The sequence below is a fragment of the Ornithinicoccus halotolerans genome, from assembly GCF_009602535.1.
GTDB classification, from domain to species: Bacteria; Actinomycetota; Actinomycetes; order Actinomycetales; family Dermatophilaceae; genus Ornithinicoccus; species Ornithinicoccus halotolerans.
In genome coordinates, this window is record NZ_WIQI01000070.1 from 1 (window position 1) to 15,493 (window position 15,493).

The 15,493-nt window shown below is 73.7% G+C and carries 13 protein-coding genes; 9 read left to right on the forward strand and 4 right to left on the reverse strand.

Annotated elements, in window-relative coordinates; all coding sequences use genetic code 11:
• Nucleotides 1–155: 155 nt before the first annotated feature.
• Nucleotides 156–620: a methylmalonyl-CoA epimerase gene (gene mce / locus GFJ45_RS11510; RefSeq protein WP_153397334.1), complete on the reverse strand. Its 465-nt coding sequence runs from the start codon at nt 618–620 to the stop codon at nt 156–158.
• Between the two features lie 33 nt (nt 621–653).
• Between mce and GFJ45_RS11515 the strand changes: the two genes are divergently transcribed.
• From GFJ45_RS11515 to GFJ45_RS11535, 5 genes are all read left to right on the forward strand, one after another.
• Entirely contained in the window at nt 654–2,195 is a 1,542-nt protein-coding gene (locus tag GFJ45_RS11515; protein WP_153397336.1) for an amidohydrolase, read from the forward strand.
• Between the two features lie 77 nt (nt 2,196–2,272).
• The gene (locus tag GFJ45_RS11520) at nt 2,273–3,529 is read left to right on the forward strand and encodes an acetyl-CoA C-acetyltransferase (RefSeq protein WP_153397338.1); all 1,257 of its coding nucleotides are present in this window, start codon (nt 2,273–2,275) and stop codon (nt 3,527–3,529) included.
• A 28-nt stretch (nt 3,530–3,557) separates the two neighbouring features.
• Nucleotides 3,558–4,523, forward strand: a complete 966-nt coding sequence (gene meaB / locus GFJ45_RS11525; RefSeq protein WP_153397356.1) for a methylmalonyl Co-A mutase-associated GTPase MeaB — start codon at nt 3,558–3,560, stop codon at nt 4,521–4,523.
• A gap of 34 nt (nt 4,524–4,557) precedes the next feature.
• The gene (locus GFJ45_RS11530) at nt 4,558–4,866 is read left to right on the forward strand and encodes an MTH1187 family thiamine-binding protein (protein WP_153397340.1); all 309 of its coding nucleotides are present in this window, start codon (nt 4,558–4,560) and stop codon (nt 4,864–4,866) included.
• Nucleotides 4,850–5,413: a GNAT family N-acetyltransferase gene (locus GFJ45_RS11535; protein ID WP_153397342.1), complete on the forward strand. Its 564-nt coding sequence runs from the start codon at nt 4,850–4,852 to the stop codon at nt 5,411–5,413. The genes GFJ45_RS11530 and GFJ45_RS11535 overlap by 17 nt, the downstream gene beginning before the upstream one ends.
• On the opposite strand, the gene GFJ45_RS11540 is transcribed toward GFJ45_RS11535, so the two are convergent.
• On the reverse strand, nt 5,391–6,662 hold the full coding sequence (locus tag GFJ45_RS11540) for an NRAMP family divalent metal transporter (protein ID WP_153397344.1): 1,272 nt from the start codon (nt 6,660–6,662) through the stop codon (nt 5,391–5,393). The genes GFJ45_RS11535 and GFJ45_RS11540 overlap by 23 nt on opposite strands.
• Before the next feature lie 50 nt (nt 6,663–6,712).
• Here GFJ45_RS11540 and GFJ45_RS11545 point away from each other — a divergent pair, with 50 nt between their 5' ends.
• The 4 genes from GFJ45_RS11545 (at nt 6,713) to GFJ45_RS11560 (ending at nt 11,530) form a co-directional block, all read left to right on the forward strand.
• The gene (locus GFJ45_RS11545) at nt 6,713–7,504 is read left to right on the forward strand and encodes a DUF1353 domain-containing protein (RefSeq protein ID WP_153397346.1); all 792 of its coding nucleotides are present in this window, start codon (nt 6,713–6,715) and stop codon (nt 7,502–7,504) included.
• Complete coding sequence (locus GFJ45_RS11550) at nt 7,485–9,239, forward strand: acyl-CoA mutase large subunit family protein (protein ID WP_153397348.1); 1,755 nt, start codon at nt 7,485–7,487, stop codon at nt 9,237–9,239. Before GFJ45_RS11545 ends, GFJ45_RS11550 begins: the two co-directional genes overlap by 20 nt.
• 77 nt (nt 9,240–9,316) lie before the next feature.
• The gene (locus GFJ45_RS11555; RefSeq protein ID WP_153397349.1) at nt 9,317–10,477 is read left to right on the forward strand and encodes a hypothetical protein; all 1,161 of its coding nucleotides are present in this window, start codon (nt 9,317–9,319) and stop codon (nt 10,475–10,477) included.
• A 63-nt stretch (nt 10,478–10,540) separates the two neighbouring features.
• On the forward strand, nt 10,541–11,530 hold the full coding sequence (locus tag GFJ45_RS11560; protein ID WP_153397352.1) for a co-chaperone YbbN: 990 nt from the start codon (nt 10,541–10,543) through the stop codon (nt 11,528–11,530).
• Nucleotides 11,531–11,558: 28 nt separating this feature from the next.
• Here GFJ45_RS11560 and pgm read toward each other — a convergent pair whose 3' ends face one another.
• Both pgm and glgB read right to left on the reverse strand, forming a co-directional pair.
• Nucleotides 11,559–13,214, reverse strand: coding sequence for a phosphoglucomutase (alpha-D-glucose-1,6-bisphosphate-dependent) (pgm, locus tag GFJ45_RS11565; RefSeq protein ID WP_153397354.1), 1,656 nt, complete (start codon nt 13,212–13,214; stop codon nt 11,559–11,561).
• The coding region (gene glgB, locus GFJ45_RS11570) for a 1,4-alpha-glucan branching protein GlgB (RefSeq protein WP_407670396.1) at nt 13,214–15,493 on the reverse strand (2,280 nt) is incomplete at its 5' end. The genes glgB and pgm, both read right to left, overlap by 1 nt.

Below are 15,493 nucleotides of genomic sequence, written 5' to 3' on the forward strand. Positions count from 1 at the left end.
CCAGCCGCTCGCGGCGCAGCCGGTTGCTCTCGGCCAGCAGCTCCAGCTGCCGCTGCCGGTAGCGCTGCCAGCGGCGCACCGGGTTGCGGTGCCCGGCCCGGCGCAGCAGCCGAGCGCCGCCCTCGCGCAGGTCGCCGCCCCGCCGCCCGGTCACGTCACACCCCGCGTCCGTCCGCAGCCGGCTCCACCAGCTCGACCAGCACCCCGCCGGTGTCCTTGGGGTGCACGAAGTTGATGCGGCTGCCGGCGGTGCCCGGCCGCGGCTCGTCGTAGAGCAGCCGCAACCCTGCCCCGGCGAGCCGTCGGGACGCCTCGGTCACGTCCTGGACCGTGAACGCCAGCTGCTGCAGGCCGGGCCCGGTGCGCTCGAGGAACCGCGCGATCGCGGAGTCCGGGGACGCGGGGGCCAGCAGCTGCACCGGAGGGCCGGACCCGTCCCCGACGGCCAGCATCGCCTCCCGGACCCCCTGCTCCTCGTTGACCTCGGTGTGCACGGTGCGCAGCCCTAGCGTGCCCTCGTAGAAGGCGATGGCCTCGGGCAGGTCCGGCACGGCGATCCCCACGTGGTCCACGCGCAGCAGCAGCGAGCCCAGGGCCTCGCTCGTTCTCGCGGTGGGCATGGTGCCGAGCGTAGCGGCGGATACCGTGCCGGCATGAGCGACATCCTGCTGCGCCGCGTGCGCGTGGTCGACCTCGACGGCGACGGCGTGGACGCGGACGCACCGGCCCCGGTGGACGTGCTGGTGACCGACGGCCGGGTGAGCGCGGTCGCCCCGGTGCTGCGTGCCCCGGCGTCGGTGCCCGTCGTGGACGGCGAGGGCCGGTGGGTGCTGCCCGGGCTGTGGGACCAGCACGTGCACGTCGTGCAGTGGGCGCTGACTCGCACCCGGCTGGACGTCAGCGGGTCCGGTTCGGCCGCGGAGGTCGCCCGCCGCGTCGGGGACCACCTGGCGGACCGGCCGCAGCGGCGCTCGGCGGGCCTGCTGGTGGGTTGGGGCTACCGCTCGGCGGGATGGGCCGAGCGACCGGCGGTCGCGGCGCTGGACGCGGTCACGGGGCCGGTGCCGGTGGCGCTGATCAGCGGCGACGGCCACAACGGCTGGCTGAACTCCGCCGCGCTGCGGTTGTTCGGACTGCCGCCGCGCGACGGCGCGCTGGACGAGGAGGAGTGGTTCGGCCTCTACGCCCGCATCGAGGAGCACACCGGCGGTGAGAGCACCGAGCAGGCAGTGACCGAGGCCGTGGACGCGGCACTGCGGCGCGGCGTGGTCGGCCTGGTGGACCTGGAGTTCGCCCGGCCCTGGGAGCAGTGGCAGCACCGGCACTCCCGCGGGGTCGGACCGATCCGGGTGCGCGCCGGCGTCTACCCGGACGGGGTGGACGACGTCATCGCGGAGGGGCTGCGCACCGGCGACCCGCTGGAGGGGACCGGCGGGCTGGCCACGATGGGCCCGCTCAAGGTGATCTGCGACGGTTCGCTCAACACCCGTACCGCCTGGTGCTGCGAGCCCTACGCCGACGGTGACGGGCTCGCCCTTCCTGCGGGCGCGCCCAACCTGGACCCCGGCGAGCTGGCCGACGTCGTCGGCCGGGCGCACCGGCACGGGCTGCAGTCGGCGCTGCACGCCATCGGGGACCGGGCGCTGGCGGCGGTGCTGGACGCGTTCGAGACCACGGGCGCGCGCGGCTCGGTCGAGCACGCCCAGCTGCTGCGGTGGGAGGACCTGCCCCGGTGGCGCCGGCTCCCGGTCCGCGCGAGCGTGCAGCCGGCCCACCTGCTGGATGACCGGGTGGTGACCGAGCAGTGCTGGCCAGACCGCGCCGAGCGCAGCTTCGTGCTGCGCGGGCTGCTCGAGCACGGCATCGAGGTGGCGCTCGGCTCCGACGCGCCCGTCGCGCCGCTGGACCCCTGGCTGGCGATCGCCGCCGCCGTCCACCGTGGCGAGCCCGGCGACCCGGCCTGGTACCCGGAGCAGGCGCTCACCCCACGAGAGGCGCTGCGGGCCTCGGTCGACGGTCACCGCGTCACGGTGGGGGCACCGGGTGACCTGGTCCTGCTCGACGACGACCCCCTCGTCCCCGGCGCGGCCGACACCGGGGAGCAGGCGCGCCGGCTGCGGTCGGTGCGGACGGCCGTGACGGTGGTGGCCGGCCGGGTGGCCGCGGGCGACCTCGGCGCGGTGGCCGGGGACTAGAGTGGAGGTGAGAGCCCTGCCCGCACCGGGGCCGAGTCACGTCGGCCGCCGGACCACCGCCGTCGTTGGAGGAGACCATGAGCCAGCCCGTCGTGGACCGTGTCGAGCGGAGTGGCCGCAACGGCACCAGCACGGTGATCGTCGCCGGTGCCCGGACCCCGATGGGGCGCTTCTCCGGGTCGCTGAAGGACTTCAGCGGCACCGACCTGGGCGGCATCGCCATCCGGGGCGCCCTGGAGCGCGCCGGCGTGCGCGGCGAGCAGGTCGACTACGTGATCATGGGCCAGGTGCTGCAGGCCGGTGCCGGGCAGATCCCCGCACGGCAGGCGGCCGTCAAGGGCGGCATCCCCATGGACGTCCCGGCGCTGACCATCAACAAGGTGTGCCTGTCCGGCATGGACGCGATCGCGCTGGCCGACCAGCTGATCCGGGCCGGCGAGTTCGACGTGGTCGTCGCCGGGGGCCAGGAGTCGATGACGCAGGCCCCGCACCTGCTGGAGCGCAGCCGCGCCGGCTTCAAGTACGGCGACGTGACGCTGCGGGACCACCTGGCCTACGACGGGCTGTGGGACGTCTTCACCGACCAGGCCATGGGTGGGCTGACCGAGGACGCGAACCGGGCCGACGCCTCCGCCACGTTCACCCGCGAGGAGCAGGACGCCTTCGCCGCCCGCAGCCACCAGCTGGCCGCCAGGGCATGGCAGGAGGGCAAGTTCGCCGACGAGGTCGTCCCGGTGGAGATCCCGCAGCGCAAGGGTGACCCGGTCGTCTTCGGCACCGACGAGGGGGTGCGCGGCGACACGACCGTCGAGAAGCTGGCCGGGCTGCGGCCGGCGTTCCGCCCCGACGGCACCATCACCGCCGGGTCCGCCTCCCAGATCTCCGACGGCGCCTGCGCGGTCGTGGTGATGAGCCGGGCCAGGGCCGAGGAGCTGGGGCTGAGCTGGATCGCCGAGATCGGCGCCCACGGTGTCGTGGCCGGTCCGGACTCCACGTTGCAGAGCCAGCCGGCGCAGGCGATCACCGCGGCCTGCAAGCGGGAGGGCATGGAGCCCACCGACCTGGACCTGATCGAGATCAACGAGGCGTTCGCCGCCGTCGGGCTGGCCACCATCAAGGAGCTGGGCCTGGACCCGGAGCGCATCAACGTCGACGGCGGGGCCATCGCGATGGGTCACCCGATCGGCATGTCGGGTGCCCGGATCACCCTCCACCTGGCGCTGGAGCTGCGGCGCCGGGGCGGGGGCGTGGGTGCTGCCGGGCTGTGCGGCGGTGGTGGACAGGGCGACGCGCTGGTGCTGCGGGTCCCCGCTCCGGGCGAGGCCGGAGCCTGAGCCGCCGTTGACGCCGGCAGCCACCTCGATGCGCTCCCGCCGTGAGGTCGACGTCGCCTCGCTGGTCGGCCAGGCCCGGGAGGGCAGCCCGCGCGCCGTGGCGCGACTGGTCAGCCTGGTCGAGAACGCCCACCCGGCGCTGCGGGAGGTCATGGCGGCGCTGGCGCCGCACACCGGGCACGCCCATGTCATCGGGCTGACCGGCAGCCCTGGCGTCGGCAAGTCCACCACCAGCTCGATGCTGGTGCGCGCGCTGCGGGCACGTGACCTGCGGGTGGGAGTGCTGGCGGTCGACCCTTCCTCGCCGTTCTCCGGGGGCGCCCTGCTGGGTGACCGGATCCGGATGGCCGACCACGCCCTCGACCCCGAGGTCTACATCCGCTCGATGGCCAGCCGAGGCCACCTGGGGGGGCTGGCCTGGGCCACCCCGCAGGCGCTGCGCGTGCTCGACGGCGCCGGGTGCGACGTGGTGCTGGTCGAGACCGTCGGGGTGGGGCAGAGCGAGGTCGAGATCGCCGGCCTGGCCGACACCACGGTGGTGCTGCTCGCGCCCGGGATGGGCGACGGTGTCCAGGCCGCCAAGGCCGGCATCCTCGAGGTCGGTGACGTCTTCGTCGTCAACAAGGCCGACCGGGACGGCGCCGACGCCACGGCCCGGGAGATCCGGCACATGATCAGCCTGGGCGACCGCAGCGAGCCGGGGCTGTGGCGCCCGCCGGTGGTCAAGACCGTCGCCGAGCGGCACGAGGGTGTCGAGGAGGTCATGGCGGCCCTGGACAAGCACCGTGGCTGGATGGAGGAGCGCGGCGAGCTGCGCCGGCGCCGGGTGCGCCGGGCCGCGGAGGAGGTCCGGGCCATCGCCCTGGAGCGGCTACGGGCCCGGATGGGCGACCTCGGCGAGGGTGGCCGGCTGGAGCAGCTGGCCACCGCGGTGGCGGACGGCCAGCGGGACGCCTACGCCGCGGCTGACGAGCTGGTGGCTGCGCTGGCGTGACGGGCCGGCGCCGGTTCTCGGTACGCTCGGCCCCATGCTGTTCGCATTCTCCGTCGCCCCCGGCACGGCCGGGCCGGACGGCTCTGTCAGTGCCGCGGTCGCCGACGCGGTCCGGGTGGTGCGGGACTCCGGCCTGCCCTACGAGACCACCTCGATGTTCACCACGATCGAAGGGGACTGGGAGGAGGTGATGCCGGTCATCAAGGCCGCCTGCGACGCGGTCGCCGAGCACAGCCCCCGGGTCTCCCTGGTGGTCAAGGCGGATCTGCGTCCGGGGCACACCGGGCAGCTGCGGGCCAAGGTCGAGCGGGTCGAGGAGCGGCTGCGTGGCGACGGCAGCTGAGTCGACGGGCGCGGGCCCGATGCCCCCGGACGCGGACGGCTACCTGCTGCGTCCACCCCGGCCGCGAGACGCCGAGGAGCTCGGGCGGCTGGACTGCGAGGTGTGGCGGGCCACCTACCGGCGCCAGCTGGACCCGGATGTGTGGTCGCGGCTGGTCCCCGAGCCCTTCGCCGAGCGGTGGCGGGAGCGGCTGGCCGCACCCCCCGCGCCTGGAGTTCGCACGCTGGTGGCGGTGGCCGGGCTGCGGCTGGCCGGGTTCGGCGTGGCGGGCACGCCGCGGGACGAGGTCCCGCCGGCCGGGTGCGAGCTGCACGCGCTGAACCTGCTGCCGGTCCACCACGGCACCGGGGTGGCCGACCAGCTGATCACGTCCCTGCTCGGCCCTGCGGCGGCCTACCTGTGGGTGGCCGCCGGCAGCGACCGGGCCGTGGGGTTCTGCTGGCGGCACGGGTTCCGTCCTGACGGCACCGAGCAGCTGGCCGAGAGCGGGATGCGCGAGGTGCGGATGGTGCGCGAGCCGCAGCTCAGCCCAGCACCCCGACAGTGACCAGCAGGAACAGCAGCGTGAACCCGACCAGGTAGGCCAGCCCGGCCCAGGACAGCCAGCGCATCGTGGGGGACAGGCCGTGCTCGGACCGCACCAGGGTGTAGTTCAGCCAGGCGAACACCGGGGCGGTCACGAACGCGCTCACCATCGCGAACCAAAGCATGTCGGCCAGCTCGTCGGCCATCCCGACGATGATCACCAGGCCGACCGCGGCGATCCCGGTGATCCAGCCGGTGAGCGCGCGCTGCCCGAGCCGTTCCTGGTGGCGGAGCAGCCGCACCGACTCCGCGCACGCGCGGGCGTAGCCGTCCACGACGGTGATGGTGGTGCCGAACATGCACGCGAAGGCGACGACCGCCACGATCGGCACGGCCCAGCCGCCGATCGCCGACCCGTACATCTGCAGCAGCTGCGGGATGTAGGCACCGCCCTGCTGGGCGACCTCGACGCCGGTGCCGAACTGCACGAGCGCGCCCAGCGCGAGGAAGAACACCGCGAGCACGGCGGAGGTCACGTAGCCGACGTTGAAGTCCAGCAGCACGTCCTTCGCCGCGCTGGGAGTGATCCGCTGCTTGGCCCGGATCCACAGCGAGTTGAGCGCGCTCAGCTCGATCGGCGCCGGCATCCAGCCCATGAGCGCGACGAGGAACGGCAGCGTCACCAGCGTCCACGGCGACGGGCCCGCGAAACCGCTCGGGGCGGCCGGCCCCCGCGCGGCCGCCATGAGGGTGGCGACCACGGTGCCGACCGCCAGCGCCACCACGATCACCTTGGTGACCCGGTCCAGCATCCGGTAGCGGCCGGCGACCAGCAGCGCCCACGAGGCCACCATGAGCAGCACCGCCAGGATCGGCACGCCGAGGCCCCAGCCGTCCGGCAGCGCGAACGAGAGGATCACCGCGCCGAGGAGGCCCACGCCGGCGGTCGAGACCACCGAGGCGACCAGGCACAGCACGAAGAACACCCACAGGTAGCCGCGGCCCCGGCGCGCGTAGCCCTCCACCAGGCTGCGACCGCTCTCCATCGTGTACTGCGGGCCGAACCGGAAGAACGGGTACTTCAGCAGGTTCGCCAGCACCAGCACGACCACCAGCTGCCAGCCGAACTGGGCACCGGCCTGCGTGGAGGAGACCAGGTGGGAGCCGCCGATGGCGGCCGAGGCCAGGAGGATGCCAGGTCCCAGCGCGGCGAGGCGGTCCCGCCAGGGGCGCTCGCCACGGGACGTCGGGGCGGCGGTGCTCTGCGACATCGGCCGGAGGCTAGCAGGCCCGCCGGTGGCCGGTCTGCTAGACGTGGCCTGTGGGCCACTTCACCGACGCCCTGACCGGCGGGCCGCTGCGGCTGGAGCTGCGCAGCGTGGACGGGCGCGACTTCGCCGTGCTGCGGCCGATCGCCTACCACGCCGACGACTACGACGAGCCTTTCGTCGTGCCCGCCGACGTCGACCGGTTCCGCACCGACCTGGCATCGGTGCCGTGGTTCCTGACCTGGCTGGTGCCGGTCAGTGGCGACTTCCTGCCCGCCGCGGTGCTCCACGACGGGCTGGTGCGCCCCGGTTCCTACACCGGTCCGGCGGTCGACCGGGTGGAGGCGGACCGGCTGTTCCGGGTCGCCATGATCGGGCTGGGCACCGGCCGGGTCCGCGCCTGGCTGATGTGGGCGGCAGTCTCGGTCACCACCATGTGGCAGAGCACCGAGCGGGGTCGACGGGCGGCCCTGGTAGGCCTGCTGAGCGTCGTGGTCCTGCTCGGGACGCTCGCGACGCTGGACCTGCTCGACCTGTGGGACGTGCTGCCGTGGATGGGCCGCCGCCCGTGGCCGGCCGAGCTGGCCGGCGGGGCGGTCGCCGCGGTGGTGGTGCCCACCGCCCTTGCCGTGACCTGGGGGCGGCTGTGGCCAGCGGGCGTGATCGCCGGGGTCGCGCTGGCCTTCCTGCTGCACGTGACCGTCGCGATCGCCGTGCTGTACGCGGGCTACCGGATGCTGGAGCGGCTGCTGAGCGGACCGATGGACGACCGCGGGGTACGGGTGAGGGACCGCCACGGGGGGCTGCGGCGGCTACCCTGGCGGCATGACCAACAACGCCGTTGATCGCCCTGCCGAAGCTGGCCCGTCCGGTCGCGAGATGTGGCAGCGCCGCTACGAGCAGGCGCTGGCCCAGGGACGGGTGAGGGACGCCGACTTCAGCACGCTGTCGGGCACCGAGGTCGACCCGGTCTACGGACCCAGTCCGGAGGTCGAGGCCGTCGACGACCGGATGCCGCGCATCGGCTGGCCCGGCCAGTACCCCTTCACCCGGGGGCTGTACTCCACCGGGTACCGGGGACGGGCCTGGACGATCCGCCAGTTCGCCGGGTTCGGCAACGCCCGGCAGACCAACGAGCGCTACCAGATGATCCTGGCCCGCGGGGGCGGCGGGCTGTCGGTCGCCTTCGACATGCCCACCCTCATGGGCCGGGACTCGGACGAGCCGGAGAGCCTCGGCGAGGTCGGGCACTGCGGGGTGGCGGTCGACTCCGCGGCCGACATGGAGCTGCTGTTCCACGACATCCCGCTGGGCGACGTCACCACCTCCATGACGATCAGCGGCCCGGCGGTCCCGGTGTTCTGCATGTACCTGGTCGCCGCCGAGCGGCAGGGCGTGGACCCCACCTCCCTCAACGGCACCCTTCAGACCGACATCTTCAAGGAGTACATCGCCCAGAAGGAGTGGCTGTTCCCCCCCGAGCCCCACCTGCGGCTGATCGGGGACCTGATGGAGTACACCTCCTCGACCATCCCTGACTACAAGCCGCTGTCGGTGTCGGGCTACCACATCCGCGAGGCCGGGTCCACGGCCGCGCAGGAGCTGGCGTTCACCCTCGCCGACGGCTTCGGCTACGTCGAGCTCGGCCTGTCCCGAGGCCTGGACGTCAACCGGTTCGCCCCCGGCCTGTCGTTCTTCTTCGACTCCCACCTCGACTTCTTCGAGGAGATCGCCAAGTTCCGGGCCGCGCGCCGGATCTGGGCGCGCTGGATGCGGGACGTCTACGGGGCCACCGACGAGCGCGCGATGTGGCTGCGGTTCCACACCCAGACCGCCGGCGTCTCTCTCACCGCCCAGCAGCCGCTCAACAACGTGGTGCGCACCGCCGTCGAGGCCCTCGCCGCGGTGCTCGGCGGCACCAACAGCCTGCACACCAACGCCCTGGACGAGACGCTGGCGCTCCCGAGCGAGCAGTCCGCCGAGGTGGCGCTGCGCACCCAGCAGGTGCTCCGGGAGGAGACCGGCGTGGCCAACGTCGCTGACCCGCTGGGGGGATCCTGGTACGTCGAGGCCCTCACTGACCGGCTCGAGGAGGAGGCCGAGCGCATCTTCGACACCATCCGGGCGATGGGTGAGCGCGGCCGCACTCCCGACGCGGCCGGTGAGGTGCACCACGAGATCGGCCCGATGACCTCCGGCATCCTGCGCGGGATCGAGGACGGCTGGTTCCAGGGCGAGATCGCCGAGGCGGCCTTCCAGTACCAGACCGCGCTGGAGAAGGGCGAGAAGAAGATCGTCGGCGTCAACTGCCACACCGAGTCGGTCAGCCACGAGCTGGAGATCCTGCGGGTCAGCCACGAGGTGGAGCGCGACCAGGTGCGCGAGCTCGGCCAGCGCCGCCAGCAACGAGACGCCGAGGCCGCGCAGCGGGCGCTGGCGCGCATGGTCGAGGTGGCGCGCACCGAGGAGAACCTCATCCCGGCGATGCTGGACGCGGTGCGGGCCGAGGCCACGCTCGGGGAGATCTGCGGGGCGCTCAAGGCGGAGTGGGGCGACTACAAGGAGCCGGCCCGGTTCTGACGCCAGCGGGCCCCCCGGCGGGTAGCAGCGGGGTCGCCGATTTCTCGGTGACCTTGCCATGTGTTTACCATTTCGTTATGCGCGTCCCCCGTCCTGCCCTGGCGCTTGCCCTCGCCTCCGCCCTCGTCCTCTCCGCCTGCTCCGGTGACTCGGAGGGCGCCGACTCCGAGCCGGCCGGTGCCGACGCCGCTACCTCGACCGCCGGCGTCGGCGCGGAGAGCACCGAGGACGGCAGCACCGAAGGGGCCGGTGGGGCCGAGGACGCCGCGGAGACGACCGCTCCCGGCCAGGAGCAGGCCGCCACGGCGGCCGGGGAGTCGCAGCCGTCCGGTGTGGTGTCCGTCGAAGAGTCCGAGCAGATCGCCTCGGACGTGCTGACCATGGCTGTGCGCTCCACGAAGCGCAACGGTGACAAGGCGCTGGGGGACATCAAGCGCGCCTACTCGGGACCGGACCGCCGGGCCCACGAGGTCGCCGAGGACCTGGAGGACGTCACCGGTCGGCCGCCGAAGGTGGAGCGTCATCTGGGGCGCAACCCGTTGCAGCCGACCGTCCTGGCCGTCAGCCAGGACGACGAGAAGTACCCGCAGTACATCCTCGCTCAGGCCGTGCCCGAATGGGCCGGCTCGGACGTGCCGGAGCTATACCTGCTGGTCCGGCCCAAGGAGGGTGCGGACTTCAAGATCCGGTGGTCGGCGCCGATGCTGCCGGGCACCGAGGTCGGCCTCTTCGAGCGCCGCAGCACCGGCTCCCCCGTCCTGCGCAACCGCTCACAGGCGAAGGAGGCCCTCGCTCAGCGGCCCACATCCGTGCTCAACGAGCTGGCCGACTACGTCGGCCACCCGCCGAGCGAGGGAAAGGTGTCGATCCGGACCAACGGCTACGCCCCCGAGGTGCGGCGCAACGCCCGCGAGCAGGCCTCCGACATCTCGGCCTCGGCCGACTTCATGCAGACCGACGAGCTGCTCCCGGACGCGCTGCACACCCTGCAGCTGGCTGACGGCTCGGCGATGAGCTTCGCCGTGATGGAGCGCACCGCGCACTTCCACGTGCGGGACGGGCACACCCTCGTCCCGCCGGACACCTTCGCGCACCTGGCCGGTGACGACGCCCTCGGCGCCGAGGCCACCATGACGGCGCTGGTGTTCGTGGCGGTGCGGGTGCCGGCGGCCGACGAGGACCGCCCCCCCGCGGTCATCGCGGCCCGCGAGCAGGTCGTCGCCGCCTCCGGGTCCTGACCGGGCGGCGCCGCGGGGACGGCCCGAGCGACACCGTCGTGACCGATGCGGGAGAATGACGCCATGACGCAGCAACCGTTCAGTGCCGCAGCCCTGCGGGGCGCCGTCGACCTGTCCTCCCTCGGGAAGGGTGGCCCCTCCGGTGGGCCGCAGGGAGCCTCCGGCGCGGGAGCCGCCGGTGGGCAGGAGCCGCCGACGAGCGGGCTGCTCGTGCACGCCACCGACCAGAACTTCACCTCGGTGCTCAACGGCACCGCCACGGTGCCGGCCGTGCTGGTGCTGTGGGCCGACCAGATGCCGGAGTCGCGCGGCTACGTCGACACCCTGGTCTCGCTGGCCCGCTCCTACGAGGGCCGGTTCCGGGTCGTCGCGGTCGACCTGGCGGCCAGCCCCGGCATCACCCAGGCGCTCACGCCGGTCCTGCAGCAGACGTTCGGACAGATCAGCGCGCTGCCGGTCGTGATGGGCCTGCTCTCGGGGCAGCCGATGCCGTTCTTCCTCGGTGCCCAGCCCGAGGAGCAGGTGCGTCAGCTGCTGGACAAGTTCCTCGAGGCAGCCGTCGCCAACGGCGTCACCGGCCGCGCCGACCTGCACGTGCAGGGGGAGGAGCCCGGGGCCCCCGAGCAGGAGGAGCCGGAGGTGCCGCCGCTGCACCAGCGGGCCTATGACGCCATCGACGCCGGCGACCTCGACGGGGCCGCAGCGGCCTTCGACCAGGCGCTGGCCGAGAACCCGGCCGACGAGGAGGCCCGGCTCGGGCGGGCACAGGTGGAGCTGCTGCGCCGCACCCAGGCGCTGGACCCGCAGGCGGTCCGGGAGGCCGCGGCCGAGCGCCCCGACGACGTGGACGCCCAGACGCGGGCCGCGGATCTCGACCTGGTCGGCGGGCACGTCGAGGACGCCTTCACCCGCCTGCTGGACCTGGTGCGGCGGACCGCGGGCGAGGACCGGGACCGGGTGCGCCAGCACCTGCTCGGGCTGTTCGACGTGATCGGCCAGCACGACGAGCGCGTGGTGCGGGCCCGCCGCGCGCTGATGAGCGCGCTGTTCTGATCGCGTCCGTCCGACGCGCGGGGGGCCGCTACCCGGCCAGCACCCCGTCGACGAGGCGCTGCGCCTCCTCCTGGACCGTCGTCAGGTGGTCGGGGCCCTTGAAGGACTCGGCGTAAATCTTGTAGACGTCCTCGGTGCCCGAGGGGCGCGCCGCGAACCACGCGTGCTCGGTGGTCACCTTCAGCCCGCCGATCGCCGCGCCGTTGCCCGGTGCCTCGGTCAGCACGCCGGTCACCGGGTCCCCGGCGAGCTCGGTGGCGGTGACGGCCGAGGCGTCCAGCGCCTTGAGCCTGGCCTTGGCCTCCCGGCCGGCGGGGGCGTCCACCCGGGCGTAGGCCGGGTCGCCGTGCCGGAGCGTCAGCTCGGCGTAGCGCTGGGACGGGGAGGTGCCGGTCACCGCGAGGATCTCCGCGGCCAGCAGCGCCAGCAGGATGCCGTCCTTGTCGGTGGTCCAGACCGACCCGTCCCGTCGCAGGAACGAGGCCCCGGCCGACTCCTCGCCGCCGAAGGCGATGGAGCCCTCCAGCAGTCCCGGCACGAACCACTTGAAGCCGACCGGGACCTCCAGCAGCCGCCGGTCGTGGTCAGCTGCGACCCGGTCGATCATCGACGACGAGACCAGCGTCTTGCCGACGGCGGCCTGCGCGGGCCAGTCCGGCCGGGCCCCGCCGTAGAGGTAGTCGATCGCCACCGCCAGGTAGTGGTTGGGGTTCATCAGTCCCGCGTCCGGGGTGACGATGCCGTGCCGGTCGGCGTCGGCGTCGTTGCCGGTGGCCACCTGGAAGTCCGCGCGGGCACCGATGAGGGAGGCCATCGCCGCGGGGGAGGAGCAGTCCATCCGGATCTTGCCGTCGTGGTCCAGCGTCATGAACCGCCAGGTGGGGTCCACCAGCGGGTTCACCACGGTCAGGTCCAGCCGGTGCTGCTCGGCGACCGCCTCCCAGTAGGCGACGCTGGCCCCACCCAGCGGGTCGGCGCCGATCCGCACCCCGGCCTCCCGGACGGCGTCCAGGTTGAGCACCGACGGCAGGTCGGCGACGTACTCGCCGGTGAAGTCGTAGCGGCCCGCGACCTCGCGCGCCCGGGAGAACGGCACTCGGCGCACCCGCTGCGTCCCCTCCCGCAGCAGCGCGTTGGCGCGGTCGGCGATCCAGCCGGTGGCCTCGGTCCCGGCCGGCCCCCCGTCCGGGGGGTTGTACTTGAACCCGCCGTCGCGCGGTGGGTTGTGCGAGGGAGTGACCACGATCCCGTCGGCCTGGCCCGGCGCTGCCGCCGCCGGACCCCGTCCGGCGTTGGCGCGCAGGATGGCGTGGGAGACCGCCGGGGTGGGCGTCCACCCGTCCCGGTCGTCGACCAGCACCGCCACCTCGTTGGCTGCCAGCACCTCCAGCGCGGTGACCCACGCCGGCTCGCTCAGCGCGTGGGTGTCCCGTCCGAGGAACAGCGGCCCGCCGATGCCCTGCGCCCGCCGGTAGTCGCAGATCGCCTGCGTGGTCGCCACGATGTGGTCCTCGTTGAACGCGGCGTCCAGCGCGCTGCCGCGGTGACCTGAGGTGCCGAAGGAGACCTGCTGGTCCACCGCATCGGGGTCGGGCCGCACCGTGTAGTAGGCGGTCACCAGGTGGGGGACGTCGACCAGGTCCTCGGGCCCGGCCGGTTGCCCGGCTCGTGCGTGGGCTGCCATCACTCCCGCTCCTTCTGCGCGCTCTCCTGCTGCGCGCTCTCCTGCTGGGCGCTCTCCTGCTGCGCGCTCCGGGTGGTCACGGGCGGCTCCGGTGCCAGCCACAGCACGCCCAGCGGCGGCAGCGTCAGCTCTACCGAGTACCGCTGCCCCTGGTGGGGCAGCTCCTCGGCGGTGACGACGCCCATGTTGCCGACGCCGGAGCCGCCGTAGTCGCCGGCGTCGGTGTTGAGCACCTCCCGCCAGGACCCGGGCCGGGGCACCCCCACCCGGACCCGTTCGTGCGGGGTCCCGGCGAAGTTGGCCACCGCGACGAGCATCGGCCGCTGCCCGTCGGGATCGGGCCGGCCGTAGCGGACGAAGGCGTAGCTGTTGCGCCCGGCGTCGTCGGCCTCCAGCCACTGGAAGCCCGCGGGGTCGTGGTCGACCTCCCACAGCGCCGGGCTCTCCCGGTAGCGGTGGTTGAGGTCCCGCACCAGCTGCTGCATCCCGGCGTGCACCGGCTGGTCCAGCAGCCACCAGTCCAGGCTGCGGCCGTCGGCCCACTCCGACTCCTGGGCGAACTCCTGGCCCATGAACAGCAGCTGCTTGCCGGGGTGGGCCCACATGAACGCCAGGTAGGCGCGCAGGTTCGCCAGCTGCTGCCACCGGTCGCCGGGCATCTTGCGCAGCATCGAGCCCTTGCCGTGGACGACCTCGTCGTGGCTGATCGGCAGCACGAACTGCTCGCTGAAGGCGTACATCAGCGAGAACGTCAGCTGGTGGTGGTGGTACTGGCGGTACACCGGCTCATACGCGACGTAGTCCAGCGAGTCGTGCATCCAGCCCATGTTCCACTTCAGCCCGAAGCCGAGGCCGCCGGTGTCGGTCGGCCGGGTCACGCCGGGCCAGGAGGTGGACTCCTCGGCCACGGTGACGATCCCCGGGGTGCGCCGGTAGGCGGTGGCGTTGATCTCCTGCAGCAGCGCCACCGCCTCCAGGTTCTCCCGGCCCCCGTACTGGTTGGGCACCCACTGGCCGTCACTGCGGGCGTAGTCCAGGTAGAGCATCGAGGCCACCCCGTCGACCCGCAGCCCGTCGACGTGGAACTCCTCCAGCCAGTACAGGGCGTTGGCGACCAGGAAGTTGCGCACCTCCCGGCGGGCGAAGTCGAAGATGTAGGAGCCCCACTCCGGATGCCAGCCGCGACGGGGGTCGGGGTGCTCGTACAGCGGCGTGCCGTCGAACCGGGCCAGCGCCCACGGGTCGGTCGCGAAGTGGCCCGGCACCCAGTCCAGGATCACCCCGATCCCTGCCTGGTGGAGCCGGTCGATGAGCAGCCGCAGCCCGTCGGGGTCCCCGAACCGGGCATCGGCCGCGTAGTAGCCGGTCACGTGGTAGCCCCACGACGGCCCGTAGGGGTGCTGCATCACCGGCATCAGCTCCACGTGCGTGAAGCCCATGCGCTGCACGTAGGACACCAGCTGGTCGGCCAGCTCGGCGTAGGACAGACCCTGCCGCCAGGACCCCAGGTGCACCTCGTAGGCGCTCATCGGCCCCTGGTGCGGGTCGGTCGCCCTGCGGGCCTCCAGCCACGCGGCGTCGCCCCACTGGTAGCGGCTCTCCCACACCACCGAGGCCGTCGCCGGCGGCCGCTCGGTCGCCTTGGCCATCGGGTCGGCCTTGAGCCGGCGCTGCCCGTCCGGGCCGGTGACGTCGAACTTGTACCGGGTGCCCGACTCGACACCGGGCACGAACAGCTCCCACACCCCCCCGGTGCCGAGCGAGCGCATCGGGTGGGAGGTGTTGTCCCACTGGTTGAAGTCGCCGACCACGTGCACGCCGCGGGCGTTCGGGGCCCACACCGCGAACGAGGTGCCCCGGACCGTCCCCAGCGGCCCGTCGTACTCGCGCACGTTGGCACCGAGGACGGTCCAGAGCTGCTCGTGGCGGCCCTCGGCGATGAGGTGGCGGTCCAGCTCGCCCACCGTCGGCAGGAACCGGTACGGGTCGTCCTGCCGGTGCACGACCCCCTGCTCCCACTCCACCTCCACCCGGTAGTCCGGGATCTCGGCTTCTGGCAGCACCGCCAGCCATACCCCGTGGGCCTCGTGCGCCATCGGGGCCCGGCGCTCGCCGGGCAGCACCAGGGTGACCGAGCGAGCCAGGTGCCGGAGCACCCGCACCGTGACGCCGCCGCCGTACGGGTGCGCGCCCAGCACCGAGTGCGGGTCGGGGTGCCGGCCGTGCAGCAGCCGCTCGATGTCGTCGGCGGCCAGCGGGCGGGCCGGCGGCGAGTCGCC